The organism is Tropicibacter naphthalenivorans (genome assembly GCF_900176475.1).
GTDB classification, from domain to species: Bacteria; Pseudomonadota; Alphaproteobacteria; order Rhodobacterales; family Rhodobacteraceae; genus Tropicibacter; species Tropicibacter naphthalenivorans.
The window spans coordinates 507,453-521,407 of sequence record NZ_FWXX01000002.1 but is presented as its reverse complement, the minus strand read 5'-3'; the positions used below and the strand labels follow the sequence as shown (position 1 = coordinate 521,407).

The following is a 13,955-nucleotide window of genomic DNA, read 5'->3' as shown; positions in this document are numbered from 1 at the left end:
ACTCAAAGGCTTACCCTATGAAGCTCTCGGATTTCGACTTCGATCTGCCCGATCGTCTCATTGCCACGCGCCCTGCGAAACCGCGTCCCTCGGCGCGGCTGCTGGTGGCGGAGGGCGATCAGATCACCGATGCGCGGGTGTATGACATCCTAGGCTGGCTGCGCCCCGGCGACCGTCTGGTGCTGAACGACACCAAGGTGATCCCGGCGCGATTGTCCGGCACGCGGGCGCGTGACACCGCCCAAGGGCCGATGCAGGCCAAGATCGAAGTCACCCTGCTAGAGCCGCGCGCCGATGGGCTGTGGTCGGCCTTGGTTAAGCCCTTGAAGAAAGTCAAAGAGGGTGAAGAAATCAAGTTCTCCAATGACTTGTCCGCCATTCTTGAAGTAAAGGATGAAGGACAGGGGCTGCTGCGGTTCAACCTGTCGGGGGATGATTTCGACGCCGCGCTGAACGCCGCGGGGGCCATGCCCTTGCCGCCCTATATCGCCGCCAAGCGGCCCGCCGATGCGCAGGACCGGACTGATTACCAAACCGTCTGGGCGCGCAACACTGGGGCCGTGGCCGCCCCCACCGCCTCGTTGCATTTCGATCAGGACCTCTTGCAAAAGCTGGCCGATCACGGCGTGAGCTTTACCCATGTGACGCTGCATGTGGGCGCGGGCACTTTTTTGCCGGTCAAGGTCGAGGACGTGACCACCCACAAGATGCACGGCGAATGGGGCGAAGTATCGCCCGAGGCCGCCGCTCAAATCCAAGCGACCAAACAGGCCGGGGGCCGGGTGATCCCCGTGGGCACCACCGCGCTGCGTCTGATCGAGACGGCGGCGCGCGCAGGGCAGATCGCACCGTTTCAGGGCGTGACCGACATCTTTATCTACCCCGGCTTTGACTTCCACGTCACCGACGCGCTGATGACCAACTTTCACCTGCCCAAATCGACGCTGCTGATGCTGGTGTCGGCGCTGATGGGGCAGGACCGCATCCGCAAGATTTATGACCATGCGTTAAGCGAAGAGTATCGGTTTTTCTCATACGGTGACGCGTCGCTGTTGATCCCGCCATCGGCAGATTGAGCGCGCGGCGCGCACCGCATAGGGTGAACGCGACGCCAATCGTTGCGAAATGTCGCTATGGGCCAACTTGACCCGCGCGTGCGCGCGCTACCTCGGGCCTAAGATGTAAGGAGACACCATGCTGGACGTGCTACGAAATTCTTGGGCTCTGCTGCTGGGGATGCTGCTGCTGATGCTGGGCAACGGGCTGCAAGGCTCGCTTCTGGGGGTGCGCGGGGCCGAGGCGGGCTTTTCCGCCAGTACCATGTCCGTCGTCATGGCCGGGTATTTCGCGGGCTTCTTGGTGGCCTCGCGCGTCGTGCCGGGGATGATCCGGCGCGTTGGGCACGTGCGGGTGTTTGCGGCGCTTGGGTCTCTCGTCTCGGCGGTGCTGATCCTCTATCCGGCGTTCAAGGACCCGTTTGCCTGGACGGCGGGGCGCGTGATCATCGGCTTTTGCTACTGCGGCGTGTATGTGACGGCGGAAAGCTGGCTGAACAATTCCGCCACCAACGAGACGCGCGGGCAGGCGCTGTCGGCCTATATGATCGTGCAAATGTTGGGGGTGATCATCTCTCAGGCGATGCTGGTGATCCCGGACACCTCGGGGTTCTTGCTGTTCGTGATCCCCAGCGTGCTGGTGTCGATCTCCTTTGCGCCGATCTTGCTCTCGATCTCTCCGACGCCGGCGTTTGAGGCGACCAAGCCCATGACCCTGCGCGAGCTATACGACGTCTCGCCGCTGGGGATCGTGGGGATGTTCCTGCTGGGCGGTGTCTTCGCGGCGCAGTTCGGCATGTCCGCCGTTTACGGGATGCAGGCCGGGCTGGAGCTGGGGCAAATCTCGATGTTTGTCGCTGCCTTTTACGTGGGCGCGGTGCTGCTGCAATACCCGCTGGGCTGGCTGTCGGACCGCATGGACCGCCGCCTGCTGATCACCATCGTGGCGGGGATCGGGGCCGGATCGGGTGTGATGGCGATCCTGCTGGGGGGCTATTTCCCGATGCTGCTGGTGTCGGCCTTTATGATTGGCGGCATGTGTAACCCGCTGTATTCGCTGCTGATTGCCTACACGACCGACTTTTTGCAGGCCGAGGATATGGCCGCCGCTTCTGCCGGTTTGCTGTTCATCAACGGGCTGGGCGCCATTGCCGGTCCGCTGATCATCGGCTACGGCATGGAGGTGGTCGGCCCGCAGGGGTACTTTATGCTGATCACCGGCCTGCTTGGCGCGCTGACGGCCTATGCGCTGTATCGCATGACCAAGCGTCCCAGCCTGCCGGTCGAGGACACCGGAGTTTATGCGCCGGTGGCCTATGGTGTGACCCCGGTCGCCATGGAAGCGGCGCAGGAATACGCCATCGAGGCCGCCGAGGAAGCCGCCGAAGAGGCAGAGGAGTCCAGCGCCGCATAAACCCAAGGGTGAACCCGCCTCCGACTTTGGCCCTGTTGACAGAAACTGACAGAATTCGTGACTGGCGACAGAGGCTTGGCCGTGCGTAGGCTAGTCCTTAACGACAAGGGTGCGGTGGAGGACAACATGACAACGCCCGAGCAGGTTTTGGCCTTTTGGCTGGACGAGGTCGGCCCAAGCGGCTGGTACAAGCAGGACGAGGCGCTGGACGCCGACATTCGCGCGCGGTTTTTGCCCGCGTGGGAGGCGCTGCAAGAGGGCAGCTATGGTCTGTGGCTGACCTATCCCAGCGGCGTGCTGGCCTATATCATCCTTGCCGACCAGTTCCCGCGCAACATGTTCCGCGGGCAGGGGCAGGCGTTTGCCTCTGACCGTGTCGCGCTTGCGGCGGCGAAACAGGCGATCCATCGCGGCTGGGACATGCGCATTGACGAACCCGCGCGGCAGTTTTTCTACCTGCCGCTCATGCACTCGGAAAACCTGTGTGATCAGGACCGTTGCGTGCGCCTGATGAAGGAACGCATGACCCAAAGCGGCGACAGCAACCTGCTGCACGCCAAGGTCCACCGCGAGGTCATCCGCCAGTTTGGCCGCTTTCCTTACCGGAACGAGGCGCTGGACCGGCGCTTTACCGACGCCGAGCAACGCTATGTCGAGGCGGGCGGGTATGGCCATACCCTGCGGCAGTTTCAGGCAGAGGCGGCGTAAAGCGGTCAATTGCGCGCGATACGTTGCCGCAGGCGTGGGCTTGCGGTAGCCTTCTCCTGAACCCAAGGCAGGAGGATGGGATGAGCGCGAAAACCTATGACATGGTGGTGATCGGGGCCGGCCCCGGCGGCTATGTGGCGGCCATTCGCGGCGCGCAGCTGGGCCTGTCGGTCGCCATTGTCGAGCGCGAGCATATGGGCGGGATTTGCCTCAACTGGGGCTGCATCCCGACCAAGGCGCTCTTGCGCTCGGCCGAGGTGTACCACCTGATGCACCGCGCCAAGGAATTCGGGCTGAGCGCCCAGGGGATCGGCTACGATCTGGACGCGGTGGTCAAACGCTCGCGCGGGGTGGCGAAACAGCTGAACTCTGGCGTGGGCCACCTGCTGAAAAAGAACAAGGTCACCACGGTCATGGGGCAGGCGCGTCTGGGCAAGCCGGGCACGGTCGAGGTGACGACGGACAAGGGCACCGAGACCCTTCAGGCCAAGAACATCGTGCTGGCCACCGGCGCCCGCGCGCGCGAGCTGCCGGGGCTGGAGGCGGACGGCGATCTGGTCTGGACGTACAAGCATGCGTTGCAACCGCCTCGGATGCCGAAAAAGCTTTTGGTGATCGGCTCGGGCGCCATTGGCATCGAATTCGCCAGTTTCTACCACACCCTCGGGGCCGAGGTGACGGTGGTCGAGGTCATGGACCGCATCCTGCCGGTTGAGGACGCGGAGATCAGCGCTTTCGCCAAGAAACAGTTTGAAAAGCAGGGGCTTGAGATCCTTGAAAAGGCCATGGTCAAGCAGCTCGACCGGGCCAAGGGGCAAGTCACCGCCCACATTGAAAAAGATGGAAAAATGTCAAAGCTGACCGTGGATACGGTCATTTCGGCGGTTGGAATTGTCGGAAATGTCGAAGACCTCGGGCTGGAGGAGGCAGGCATCAAGGTCGACCGCACCCATGTCGTCACCGATCCCATGTGCCGCACCGGCGTGCCGGGGGTCTTTGCGATTGGTGACATCGCAGGCGCGCCTTGGCTTGCGCACAAGGCCAGCCACGAGGGCGTCATGGTCGCCGAACTCATCGCTGGGGGCCGCCCCCACGCGGTCGATCCGGACAGCATCGCGGGCTGCACCTATTGTCACCCTCAGGTTGCAAGCGTCGGCCTGACCGAGGCGCAGGCCAAGGACAAGGGCTACGACATCAAGGTGGGCCGCTTCCCCTATATCGGCAACGGCAAGGCCATCGCCCTGGGCGAACCCGAGGGGCTGATCAAGACGATCTTTGACGCCAAAACCGGCGCTTTGCTGGGCGCGCATATGGTCGGGGCCGAGGTGACCGAGCTGATCCAGGGCTACGTCATCGGCCGCCAGCTCGAGACCACCGAAGAGGACCTGATGCAGACGGTTTTCCCGCATCCGACCCTATCGGAATCCATGCACGAAAGCGTGCTGGACGCGTGGAACCGCGCGATCCACTTCTAAGGCTTAGGCCCCTCGCGCAGACGGTCGATCACGGCTTTGGCGCGCGGGGCGATCCACTCCCACAGCGCCGGGGCGCCTTGCAGGATCTTCATGCCGACGTTGGCTTGGAACGTGCCGAAATCGACGTTGTATTCGGCCCAGGACCCGCCGCCGTTGGCGATGTTCATATTCGGCGGGGCAAAGCGGTCGAGCGACTTGGCAAAGCGCGCCTCGGGGGTTTGCATCGCCTCGAATTCTTCCCAGATGGCGCGGAAGTGTGCGCCCTGATCCTCGGGCAAAAGACCAAAGATGCGGTCGGCGGCCTTGCGCTCGGCCTCGGCCACGGCGCTGGCGTCGTGGTTGCCATAGACCGGCGCGTCGCCCGCGTCGATTTCCACCAGATCGTGCAACAGCAGCATCTCGATCACCCGGGCGCGGTCGATGCCTTGCGGGGCGTGCTCGGCCAGCGTCAGGGCGAATAGCGCCACGTGCCAGCTGTGCTCGGCAGAGTTTTCACGCCGCGTGCCATCGGCCAGCTTGGTCGCGCGATGGACGGATTTCAGCCGGTCGATTTCCATCAGGAAATCCATCTGGCGGTCGAGTCGGGAGGGGGAGGGCTGTGTCATGGCCCCAAAAGGTCACGCGGCCCCGGCTTTGGCAAGCGGGACCGCGGGAATTTACAGGTTTTCGTTGTCCGATCCGGGGGCGAGCGCCTTGGGCGGGGCCTTGCCCGCCTTTTTCGCCTCGATCGCCGCCTTGACGTGATCGTTCAGGAACGCCCGCGCGCGGCGCTCTGCCAAGCGGATGCGCACGGCGGCGCGAAAGATCTCTTCCGAAGAGGGCGAGGACGCGCCCAGCACGTTCGCCACCTCGTCCGGCAGGTTCTCGTCGCCCAAAGCGTCCATCGCCTTGATCACGTCCTGCGCCAGCTTGTCCGCGAGATCGTCGACAACACCCATGGTTTAACGCGAATTCTCGGTCAGGCGGCGTTTGACGTAGCCGGTGACGCTGTCGATCATCGTGTCCATATGCGGTTCCTCGAAGAAGTGGCCAGAGCCTTCGATTTCTTCGTGGGTGATGGTGATGCCCTTTTGCTCGTGCAGCTTGTTCACCAGCGCGCGGGTGTCGGCGGGCGGCGCCACGCGGTCCGCCGAGCCGTTGATGATCAGGCCCGAGGAAGGGCAGGGCGCGAGGAAGCTGAAGTCATACATGTTCGCCGGGGGCGACACGCTGACGAATCCGGTGATCTCGGGGCGGCGCATCAGCAGCTGCATCCCGATCCACGCGCCGAACGAGAAACCCGCGACCCAGCAGTGCTTGGAGTTCTGGTTCATGGATTGCAGGTAATCGAGCGCCGAAGCCGCATCGGACAGCTCGCCAACACCCTGGTCGTACTCGCCCTGGCTGCGACCGACGCCGCGGAAGTTGAACCGCAGAACCGTGAAGCCCATGTTATAAAACGCATAATGCAGGTTGTAGACAACCTTGTTGCGCATGGTGCCGCCGAACTGCGGATGCGGGTGCAGCACGATCGCGATGGGGGCATCGCGGTCCTTTTGCGGGTGATAGCGGCCTTCGAGGCGGCCTTCGGGTCCGGGAAAAATGACCTCTGGCATAGGGCGACTTTGGCTCCTCAATCCGGTGGGCGATATTCTTGACGAATTCGCTTGGGCACCTTAGAAACGTTCTAATCCGGATGTTTTCCGGACCGGGGTTGATTGCAGATAGGCAATTGACAAGCCAACGTCAATTGTCTGGCGCGTTATGGGGGAGCGGCAAGGTGAAGCTGAGCACAAAGGGACGCTACGCGATGGTGGCGCTGACGGATATTGCTTTGCAGGCGGACGGCTGTCTGGTGACGCTGGGCGATATTTCCAAACGTCAGGACATTTCCTTGCCCTATCTCGAACAGCTGTTCGTCAAGCTGCGGCGCGCGGGGCTGGTGGAATCGGTGCGCGGGCCGGGGGGCGGCTATCGTCTGGCCAAGTCTGCCAGTGACATTCGCGTGGTCGATGTGCTGGCGGCGGTCGATGAGACGGTGGATGCGATGCACAAGGGCGCGGGCGCGTCCGGGGCGGCGTCGGGCTCGCGCGCGCAGTCGCTGACCAACCGGCTGTGGCAGAGCCTGTCGGCGCAGGTCTACGTTTTCCTGCATCAGGCGCGCCTGTCGGACGTGGTGGAAAACACCATGGCGCCGTGTCCTGCCGTGCCGGATATTTTCGCGGTGGTGGACGATGACAAGTAAGCCGGGATTGCCGTCATGAACCGCGTCTACCTCGACTGGAACGCCACGGCCCCTTTGCGGCCAGAGGCGCGCGCGGCGATGATCGCGGCGATGGATGTGGCGGGCAACCCCTCGTCCGTCCATGCCGAAGGGCGCGCGGCCAAGTCATTGGTCGAAAAGGCGCGCGCGCAGGTGGCGGCGGCGTTTGGGGCCGAAGGGGCGGACGTGGTCTTTGTCTCTGGCGCGACAGAGGCGGCGGCGCTGGCCTGTGCGGGGCGTGGCCTTGTAGGCGCGGACGTGGAACATGACGCGGTGGTGTCCTGGGTGTCGCCCGAATTGTCCGTGGACGGGCAGGGGGCCGTGAGCGTGACCGACCCCGCGCGCACCGCGCTTCAACTGGCGAACTCGGAAACCGGCGTTCTCCAGGACCTGCCGCAGGGGCTCGCCGTGGTCGACGCCACGCAGGCCTTTGGCAAGGTGCCTGTTGCCTTCAACTGGCTGGGCTGTCAAATGGCGCTGATCTCGGCGCATAAACTCGGCGGCCCCAAGGGCATCGGCGCGCTGGTGATCAAACGCGGCACTGACATCGCGGCGCAGATCAAGGGTGGCGGGCAGGAAATGGGCCGACGCTCTGGCACGGAAAACGTCATCGGCATCGCCGGTTTCGGCGCGGCAGCAGAGGCAGCGGCGCGCGATCTGGACCAAGGTCTATGGGACCGGGTTGAAAAACTTAGAGACATTCTAGAATCCACTATTGAGGCTGGCGCAAAAGAGACTATTTTTGTCGGGAAAGGCGCGCGGCGACTCCCCAACACGGCTTGCTTTGCTCTTCCGGGGTGGAAGGGCGAGACGCAGGTCATGCAGATGGATCTGGCCGGGTTTGCCGTCAGCGCGGGCAGTGCCTGTAGCAGCGGCAAGGTCAAGGCCAGCCGGGTGCTGCGCGCCATGGGATACGACGATGTGGTGGCCAGCTCTGCGATCCGCGTGAGCCTTGGGCCCACCACGACACAAGATGAGGTTCTACGCTTTGCTGAGGCGTGGACGGCGAAATACAAGCGGCATCGCGAACGGGCCGCATGAGGAAAAGGGATACGGTCATGACATCCATGGATGAAGTCACGGTCAAGGAAGGCGTCGATCAGGAAACCGTGGATGCGGTCAAATCCGTCGGCACCTACAAGCATGGCTGGAACACCGAGATCGAGATGGAATACGCCCCCAAGGGGCTGACCACCGATATCGTCAAGCTGATCTCGGAAAAGAACAACGAGCCGCAGTGGATGCTGGACTGGCGTCTGGCCGCCTATGAGCGCTGGCTGCAAAAGGAAGAGCCCAAGTGGGCGATGGTCGACTACCCCGAGATCGACTTTCAGGAGCAGTATTACTATGCGCGCCCCGCGAGCATGGCGGAAAAGCCGAAGTCGCTGGATGACGTGGACCCCAAGCTGCTGGAAACCTACCAGAAACTGGGCATCCCGCTGAAGGAACAGATGCTCCTTGCGGGCGTTGAGGGCGCGGAAAACATGCCCGCCGAAGGCCGCAAGGTCGCGGTGGACGCGGTGTTTGACTCGGTCTCTGTCGGCACGACCTTTCAGAAGGAACTGAAAGAGGCGGGCGTGATCTTCTGCTCGATCTCCGAGGCGATCCGCGAGCATCCCGAACTGGTGAAAAAGTACCTGGGCAGCGTGGTTCCGGTGTCCGACAACTTCTACGCGACACTTAACTCGGCTGTCTTCTCGGATGGCTCGTTTGTTTATGTGCCGCCGGGCGTGCGCTGCCCGATGGAGCTGTCGACCTACTTCCGCATCAACGCCGAGAACACCGGCCAGTTTGAGCGTACGCTGATCATCGCCGACAAGGGCAGCTATGTGTCCTACCTCGAAGGCTGTACCGCGCCGCAGCGTGACACCGCCCAGTTGCACGCCGCCGTGGTGGAAATCATCATCGAAGAAGACGCCGAGGTGAAATACTCCACCGTTCAGAACTGGTTCCCCGGCGATGAGAACGGCAAGGGTGGCATCTACAACTTTGTGACCAAGCGCGCCGACTGCCGGGGCGACCGGGCCAAGGTGATGTGGACGCAGGTGGAAACCGGCTCTGCCGTGACGTGGAAATACCCGTCGTGCATCCTGCGCGGGAACGAGTCGCAGGGCGAGTTCTACTCGATCGCCATCGCCAACAACCACCAGCAGGCGGACACCGGCACCAAGATGGTCCATCTGGGCAAGGATACCCGTTCGCGCATCGTGTCCAAGGGCATCTCGGCGGGCGTCGCGCAGAACACCTACCGCGGGCTTGTCTCGATGCACCCCAAGGCCAAGAACTCGCGCAACTACACCCAGTGTGACTCGCTGTTGATCGGCGACAAATGCGGGGCGCACACGGTGCCGTATATCGAGGTCAAGAACAACTCCAGCCGCGTCGAGCACGAGGCGACCACGTCCAAGGTGGACGACGAGCAGCTGTTCTACTGCCGCCAGCGCGGCATGGACGAGGAAGAGGCGGTGGCGCTGGTCGTCAACGGCTTCTGCCGTGAGGTGCTGCAAGCGCTGCCGATGGAATTTGCCATGGAAGCGCAACAGCTTGTGGCGATCTCTCTGGAAGGGTCGGTGGGCTAAGGCCCCCGGCTTGCGATAGGCTGAAAATGAACCTTTCCGTTGCATATTCCCGCCATGATTGCATGGCCTATTCGCTTGCACCAGCAGTGCAAGTGAAAGGGTACGGGTATGCACACATCGACGGGTTTGAACGACAGCCAATCGTTTCAGGATCGCCTCGCGCGGATCAGGGCGTCGGACAGCTACGTGGACATCGCGCCCCTGGCCGAGCGGCCCGACCCAGTAAAAGCCCGCAAGGATCGCACGGATCGCACCATCGCGTGGGAGACCTTTGGCTACTTCGGCGTGCTGCTGCTGGGCATCTGTGCGGGCATCCTGTGCAAGGTTCTGCTGGCCATGCCCGTCTGGGCACCGGTCGAGGCCAAAACCCTCGCGCAGGACGTGGGCAACCTGTACCTTTGGGCCTATATGGCGCAGGCGCTGGGGCCGATGTCCGCCGCGCTGCCCTTTGTGCTCAGCTACCTTCTGGGCTGGCGGACCAAGACGCATTTGGTGCTGGCCGGGGCGACGGGCTATGTGATGTACCACATGGCGGGGTTTGTCATCGACCTGTGCCAGCAGGCGATCTATCTGGTCATCGGCTAACCGCGCCGTCCCGCATTTCCAACAGCACCACAGCTGCGCCTGCCGATCTTTTCCAGCTCGGCGGGTCACGGCTTTTCGTGCGTTTTCAAAAGTCAGGAGAGCGCCGTGTTCGCTGAAGCCGTGAATCAAACCGTGGGTATCGGTGTCGGGATTTTCCTTGGCACGCTGATTGGCTTTGGCCTGCGCGCGCGCAAGGGCAATGCCGCCGGGCTGGTCCAGGGCTCTGTCTGGAAGACCGCCGTTGTGGCGGGGATGCTGGCGTGGTTCCTGTCCGCGCTGATCGCTATGTTTACGTAAACAGTTTGGAGGAAGTCCATGATTATCACCACCACCCCCAGCGTCGAAGGCTATCAAATCGCCGAGTATAAGGGCATCGTCACCGGCGAAGCGATCCTTGGGGCGAACGTCTTTCGCGATCTCTTTGCCGGGATCACCGACATCATCGGCGGGCGCTCTGGTGCCTACGAGGCGAGCCTTGGCAAGGCGCGCGAAACCGCCCTGCGCGAGATGGAAGAGCGCGCGGCGGCCTTGGGCGCAACGGCGGTTGTGGCGGTCGATCTGGACTATGAGACCATCAACAACATGCTGATGGTGTCGGCCACCGGCACCGCGGTGGTGCTGGGCTGAATGCGCCTTTGGGTCGTCATATCCTGCCGCAAGGCGCGCGCGACGTGTCCCCGTATCGGGGGGCGCGTCTGATGGCTGTGGCCCGTCCGGAACTGACCCTGCCCGAACCCGAGGCAATGCTGCTGCGCGACGCCTACGCGCGGGCGGGTTGCATCCTTGAATACGGCTCTGGCGGCTCGACCGTCATGGCGTCGGAAATGCCCGGCAAGACCGTGCTTAGCGTCGAATCCGACAAGGATTGGGCGGGCATGATGCTGGAATACCTCGACGAAAACCCGCCCGCGAACGGCACCACCGTCGAAATGCTCTGGAGCGACATCGGCACCACCAAGGCCTGGGGCCACCCTGTGGATGAGACCGAGTGGCGGCGCTTTGCCCGCTATCCGCTGCAAGTCTGGGAGCTGGACGCCTGCACACCCGACGTGGTGCTGGTCGATGGCCGCTTTCGTCAGGGCTGCGCGCTGGCGGCGGCGTTCATGTCGAAGAAGCCTGTCGATGTGTATTTCGACGACTACGTGCAGCGCAAACATTACCACAAGGTCGAAGAGCTGCTCGGCCAACCGCACATCACCGGGCGCATGGCGCATTTCCATGTGACCCCGAACCCCATCCCGCCCGAACGTTTGCTTTGGGTGATCAACCTGATGCAACGCCCCTGAGGCGCGAAAGAAAAGGATCGAAAGATGCTGGAAATCAAGAACCTGCACGTGAAACTGGAAGAAGAGGACAAGCAGATCCTCAAGGGTGTCGACCTGACCGTCGAGGCGGGCAAGGTGCACGCGATCATGGGGCCGAACGGCTCTGGCAAATCGACCCTGTCCTATGTGCTGTCCGGCAAGGACGGCTATGAAGTCACCGATGGCGAGGCGACGCTGGACGGCGAAGATCTGCTGGACATGGAAGCCGAAGAGCGCGCCGCAGCGGGCCTGTTCCTTGCGTTCCAATACCCGGTGGAAATCCCCGGCGTGGGTAACATGACCTTTTTGCGCACGGCGGTGAACGCACAGCGCAAGGCCCGCGGCGAAGAGGAAATGTCCTCGGCCGACTTCCTCAAGCTGGTGCGCGCCAAGGCCAAGGATCTCAAGATCGACGCTGACATGCTCAAGCGCCCGGTCAACGTCGGCTTTTCCGGCGGTGAAAAAAAGCGCAACGAAATCCTCCAGATGGCGATGCTGGAACCCAAGATGTGCATCTTGGACGAGACCGACTCGGGCCTCGATGTGGACGCGATGAAGCTGGTGGCCGATGGCGTGAACGCGCTGCGCGACGAGGGGCGTGGGTTCCTTGTGATCACGCACTACCAGCGTCTGCTGGACCACATCAAACCGGACGTGGTGCACATCATGGCCAAGGGCCGCATCATCAAGACCGGCGGCCCCGAGCTGGCGCTGGAAGTGGAACAGAACGGCTATGCCGACCTGCTTGAGGGGATCGAATAATGGCTCTGCCGCAAGCGAAACTGACCGCAACCGAGGCGCGCCTTGACGCGCTGACGCTGCCGACCGGGGGCTGGGCCGACTCGGCGCGGCGCGAGGCTTTGTCCCGCGTGCAAACCATGGGCCTGCCCGGGGCGCGCGACGAATACTGGAAGTACACCAAGCCCGAAACCTTGGTCGCCGCCGAGGCCCCCAAGGCAACGGTGTTTGAGGCGGACGAAGAGGCGCTGTTCGCGGACCGTGACCGGCTGAAAATCGTCTTTGTGGACGGTGTGTTCGACGCCGAGGCCTCTGACGATCTGGCGCTCGAAGGGGTCTCCATCGACCGTCTGGCCGAGGCGACCGACATCCACTGGGCCAAGGACATCTACGGCACGCTGGAAACCGCTGGGCAAACCCCGGTGGAACGCCCCTTGGCGGCGCTCAACACCGCCTTTGCCACCGATGGCCTGCTGATCCACGTCACCGCGACGCCGTCCAAGCCGATCCACATCCTCTACAAGCACAGCGCCGAGCAATCCGACGCCATGCTGCACCACGTGGTCAAGGTGGACGCGGGCGCAGAGGTGACGATCCTTGAAAACGGGCCTGCCGCTGCGCGCTTTAACAAGGTGATGGAGGTCGATCTGGCCGACACCGCCAAGCTGCACCACGTGCGCGCCCAAGGCCGCGATCACGAACGCCGCGCCGCGACGCATATCTTTGCGCGCCTCGGCACCGAAAGCGTGTTCAAGACCTTTACCCTGACCGTCAACGGCGTGCTGACCCGCAACGAAGTCATCGTCGAGCTGACCGGTGACGACGCGGTGGCCCATGTGGCGGGGGCCTGCATGGGCGACGGCGATTTCCACCACGACGACACGGTGTTCATCACCCACGACGCGGTGAACTGCGAAAGCCGTCAGGTGTTCAAAAAGGTGCTGCGCAACGGTGCGACCGGCGTCTTCCAGGGCAAGATCCTTGTGAAAGAGGGCGCGCAAAAGACCGATGGCTACCAGATCAGCCAGTCTCTGCTGCTGGACGACGACAGCCAGTTCCTCGCCAAGCCCGAGCTGGAAATCTACGCCGATGACGTGGCCTGCTCGCACGGGTCCACTTCGGGTGCGATCGACGAGGACAGCCTGTTCTATCTGCGCGCGCGCGGCCTGCCGCGAGGCATCGCCGAAGACCTGCTGACCATCGCTTTCATCGCCGAAGCGGTGCAAGAGGTCGAAGACGAGTCCCTGGGCGAAGAGATCGTCGCGCGGGTCGAAGCCTGGCTGGCACGGCGGCGCGACTGATGCCGCTGACGCAGGATATCGTCGCCACCTATCGGCGCCCCCGCGAGGTGGTGCGCCGGTTGCTGGCGTTCGGCCCTCGCGAGGACCGGGCGCTGGCCTTTGTCATGGGCGGTTGCGCGATCCTGTTCATCTCGGAATGGCCGAGCCTTGCGCGTGAGGCCCATCTGTCGGGCTTGGATCTGAACATGCAGATGGGCGGGGCGCTGCTGGGCACGCTGATGTTCCTGCCGCTGGCTTTGTATGCCGTGGCCTTTGTGGTGCATCTGGTGCTGGGCACGCTGACCAAGCGCGGGACGGGCTATGGATCACGCCTCGTGCTGTTCTGGGCGCTGCTGGCAAGCGGGCCTCTGGCGCTGCTCAACGGCTTGACCGCCGGGTTCGTGGGGCCGGGCATCCAGTTGCAGATCACTGGGGTGCTTTGGGCCGTGGCCTTTTTCGTCTTTTGGATCAGCGGCTTGCGCGTGGTCTATGGGCGCGAGAGCTAACGCAGACTTTCGGGGGGCTGGCGCGCTGGCCCCTTGAGGTATAGCAAGACAGACGGGCCGGATCGTGGC

17 protein-coding genes are annotated in these 13,955 nt (G+C 63.2%); 14 read left to right on the top strand and 3 right to left on the bottom strand.

The features are described from left to right. Positions 1 to 17 precede the first annotated feature (17 nt). The 4 genes from queA (at position 18) to lpdA (ending at position 4,652) form a co-directional block, all read left to right on the top strand. A complete protein-coding gene (queA, locus tag B9A11_RS06810) occupies positions 18 to 1,076 on the top strand; it encodes a tRNA preQ1(34) S-adenosylmethionine ribosyltransferase-isomerase QueA (protein ID WP_058246652.1) in 1,059 nt (352 codons plus the stop codon). 118 nt (positions 1,077 to 1,194) lie between these two features. Then, on the top strand, positions 1,195 to 2,469 hold the full coding sequence (locus B9A11_RS06805) for an MFS transporter (protein ID WP_058246653.1): 1,275 nt from the start codon (positions 1,195 to 1,197) through the stop codon (positions 2,467 to 2,469). Between the two features lie 126 nt (positions 2,470 to 2,595). After that, the gene (locus tag B9A11_RS06800) at positions 2,596 to 3,177 is read left to right on the top strand and encodes a DUF924 family protein (protein ID WP_058247110.1); all 582 of its coding nucleotides are present in this window, start codon (positions 2,596 to 2,598) and stop codon (positions 3,175 to 3,177) included. 80 nt (positions 3,178 to 3,257) lie between these two features. Then, the gene (gene lpdA / locus B9A11_RS06795; protein ID WP_058246654.1) at positions 3,258 to 4,652 is read left to right on the top strand and encodes a dihydrolipoyl dehydrogenase; all 1,395 of its coding nucleotides are present in this window, start codon (positions 3,258 to 3,260) and stop codon (positions 4,650 to 4,652) included. Here the strand turns inward: lpdA and B9A11_RS06790 are convergent. From B9A11_RS06790 to B9A11_RS06780, 3 genes are read right to left on the bottom strand one after another with little or no spacing between them, the layout of a single operon-like run. Next, entirely contained in the window at positions 4,649 to 5,257 is a 609-nt protein-coding gene (locus B9A11_RS06790; RefSeq protein ID WP_058246655.1) for an HD domain-containing protein, read from the bottom strand. The genes lpdA and B9A11_RS06790 overlap by 4 nt on opposite strands. 51 nt (positions 5,258 to 5,308) lie before the next feature. Beyond that, entirely contained in the window at positions 5,309 to 5,590 is a 282-nt protein-coding gene (locus B9A11_RS06785; protein WP_058246656.1) for a hypothetical protein, read from the bottom strand. 3 nt (positions 5,591 to 5,593) lie between these two features. Further along, positions 5,594 to 6,247 carry an alpha/beta hydrolase gene (locus B9A11_RS06780; RefSeq protein WP_058246657.1) on the bottom strand — a complete coding sequence of 218 codons (654 nt, stop codon included), beginning with the start codon at positions 6,245 to 6,247 and terminating at the stop codon, positions 5,594 to 5,596. Positions 6,248 to 6,411: 164 nt separating this feature from the next. Here B9A11_RS06780 and iscR point away from each other — a divergent pair, with 164 nt between their 5' ends. The 10 genes from iscR (at position 6,412) to B9A11_RS06730 (ending at position 13,886) form a co-directional block, all read left to right on the top strand. Further along, positions 6,412 to 6,876 carry a Fe-S cluster assembly transcriptional regulator IscR gene (iscR, locus tag B9A11_RS06775; protein WP_058247111.1) on the top strand — a complete coding sequence of 155 codons (465 nt, stop codon included), beginning with the start codon at positions 6,412 to 6,414 and terminating at the stop codon, positions 6,874 to 6,876. Positions 6,877 to 6,891: 15 nt separating this feature from the next. Then, positions 6,892 to 7,935, top strand: coding sequence for a cysteine desulfurase family protein (locus B9A11_RS06770; RefSeq protein WP_058246658.1), 1,044 nt, complete (start codon positions 6,892 to 6,894; stop codon positions 7,933 to 7,935). Positions 7,936 to 7,952: 17 nt separating this feature from the next. Further along, a complete protein-coding gene (sufB, locus tag B9A11_RS06765; protein WP_058246659.1) occupies positions 7,953 to 9,473 on the top strand; it encodes a Fe-S cluster assembly protein SufB in 1,521 nt (506 codons plus the stop codon). A gap of 108 nt (positions 9,474 to 9,581) precedes the next feature. Then, positions 9,582 to 10,058, top strand: coding sequence for a hypothetical protein (locus B9A11_RS06760; RefSeq protein WP_058246660.1), 477 nt, complete (start codon positions 9,582 to 9,584; stop codon positions 10,056 to 10,058). A gap of 105 nt (positions 10,059 to 10,163) precedes the next feature. Next, positions 10,164 to 10,355 (top strand): hypothetical protein, encoded by a 192-nt coding sequence (locus tag B9A11_RS06755; protein WP_058246661.1) that lies wholly within the window; start codon positions 10,164 to 10,166, stop codon positions 10,353 to 10,355. 18 nt (positions 10,356 to 10,373) lie between these two features. Beyond that, positions 10,374 to 10,685, top strand: coding sequence for a heavy metal-binding domain-containing protein (locus tag B9A11_RS06750; RefSeq protein ID WP_058246662.1), 312 nt, complete (start codon positions 10,374 to 10,376; stop codon positions 10,683 to 10,685). Between the two features lie 71 nt (positions 10,686 to 10,756). After that, positions 10,757 to 11,344, top strand: coding sequence for a hypothetical protein (locus tag B9A11_RS06745; protein ID WP_058247112.1), 588 nt, complete (start codon positions 10,757 to 10,759; stop codon positions 11,342 to 11,344). Between the two features lie 24 nt (positions 11,345 to 11,368). Continuing rightward, positions 11,369 to 12,124 carry a Fe-S cluster assembly ATPase SufC gene (gene sufC, locus B9A11_RS06740; protein WP_058246663.1) on the top strand — a complete coding sequence of 252 codons (756 nt, stop codon included), beginning with the start codon at positions 11,369 to 11,371 and terminating at the stop codon, positions 12,122 to 12,124. Then, on the top strand, positions 12,124 to 13,401 hold the full coding sequence (gene sufD / locus B9A11_RS06735; RefSeq protein ID WP_058246664.1) for a Fe-S cluster assembly protein SufD: 1,278 nt from the start codon (positions 12,124 to 12,126) through the stop codon (positions 13,399 to 13,401). Before sufC ends, sufD begins: the two co-directional genes overlap by 1 nt. Beyond that, the gene (locus tag B9A11_RS06730) at positions 13,401 to 13,886 is read left to right on the top strand and encodes a hypothetical protein (RefSeq protein ID WP_058246665.1); all 486 of its coding nucleotides are present in this window, start codon (positions 13,401 to 13,403) and stop codon (positions 13,884 to 13,886) included. Before sufD ends, B9A11_RS06730 begins: the two co-directional genes overlap by 1 nt. Positions 13,887 to 13,955: the final 69 nt, after the last annotated feature.

Excerpts from the sequence above, each read along its gene's own strand:
- queA (WP_058246652.1), top strand. The coding sequence starts at position 18 with ATGAAGCTCTCGGATTTCGACTTCGATCTGCCCGATCGTCTCATTGCC.
- B9A11_RS06805 (WP_058246653.1), top strand. The coding sequence starts at position 1,195 with ATGCTGGACGTGCTACGAAATTCTTGGGCTCTGCTGCTGGGGATGCTG.
- B9A11_RS06800 (WP_058247110.1), top strand. The coding sequence starts at position 2,596 with ATGACAACGCCCGAGCAGGTTTTGGCCTTTTGGCTGGACGAGGTCGGC.
- lpdA (WP_058246654.1), top strand. The coding sequence starts at position 3,258 with ATGAGCGCGAAAACCTATGACATGGTGGTGATCGGGGCCGGCCCCGGC.
- B9A11_RS06790 (WP_058246655.1), bottom strand. The coding sequence starts at position 5,257 with ATGACACAGCCCTCCCCCTCCCGACTCGACCGCCAGATGGATTTCCTG.
- B9A11_RS06785 (WP_058246656.1), bottom strand. The coding sequence starts at position 5,590 with ATGGGTGTTGTCGACGATCTCGCGGACAAGCTGGCGCAGGACGTGATC.
- B9A11_RS06780 (WP_058246657.1), bottom strand. The coding sequence starts at position 6,247 with ATGCCAGAGGTCATTTTTCCCGGACCCGAAGGCCGCCTCGAAGGCCGC.
- B9A11_RS06770 (WP_058246658.1), top strand. The coding sequence starts at position 6,892 with ATGAACCGCGTCTACCTCGACTGGAACGCCACGGCCCCTTTGCGGCCA.
- sufB (WP_058246659.1), top strand. The coding sequence starts at position 7,953 with ATGACATCCATGGATGAAGTCACGGTCAAGGAAGGCGTCGATCAGGAA.
- B9A11_RS06760 (WP_058246660.1), top strand. The coding sequence starts at position 9,582 with ATGCACACATCGACGGGTTTGAACGACAGCCAATCGTTTCAGGATCGC.
- B9A11_RS06750 (WP_058246662.1), top strand. The coding sequence starts at position 10,374 with ATGATTATCACCACCACCCCCAGCGTCGAAGGCTATCAAATCGCCGAG.
- B9A11_RS06745 (WP_058247112.1), top strand. The coding sequence starts at position 10,757 with ATGGCTGTGGCCCGTCCGGAACTGACCCTGCCCGAACCCGAGGCAATG.
- sufC (WP_058246663.1), top strand. The coding sequence starts at position 11,369 with ATGCTGGAAATCAAGAACCTGCACGTGAAACTGGAAGAAGAGGACAAG.
- sufD (WP_058246664.1), top strand. The coding sequence starts at position 12,124 with ATGGCTCTGCCGCAAGCGAAACTGACCGCAACCGAGGCGCGCCTTGAC.
- B9A11_RS06730 (WP_058246665.1), top strand. The coding sequence starts at position 13,401 with ATGCCGCTGACGCAGGATATCGTCGCCACCTATCGGCGCCCCCGCGAG.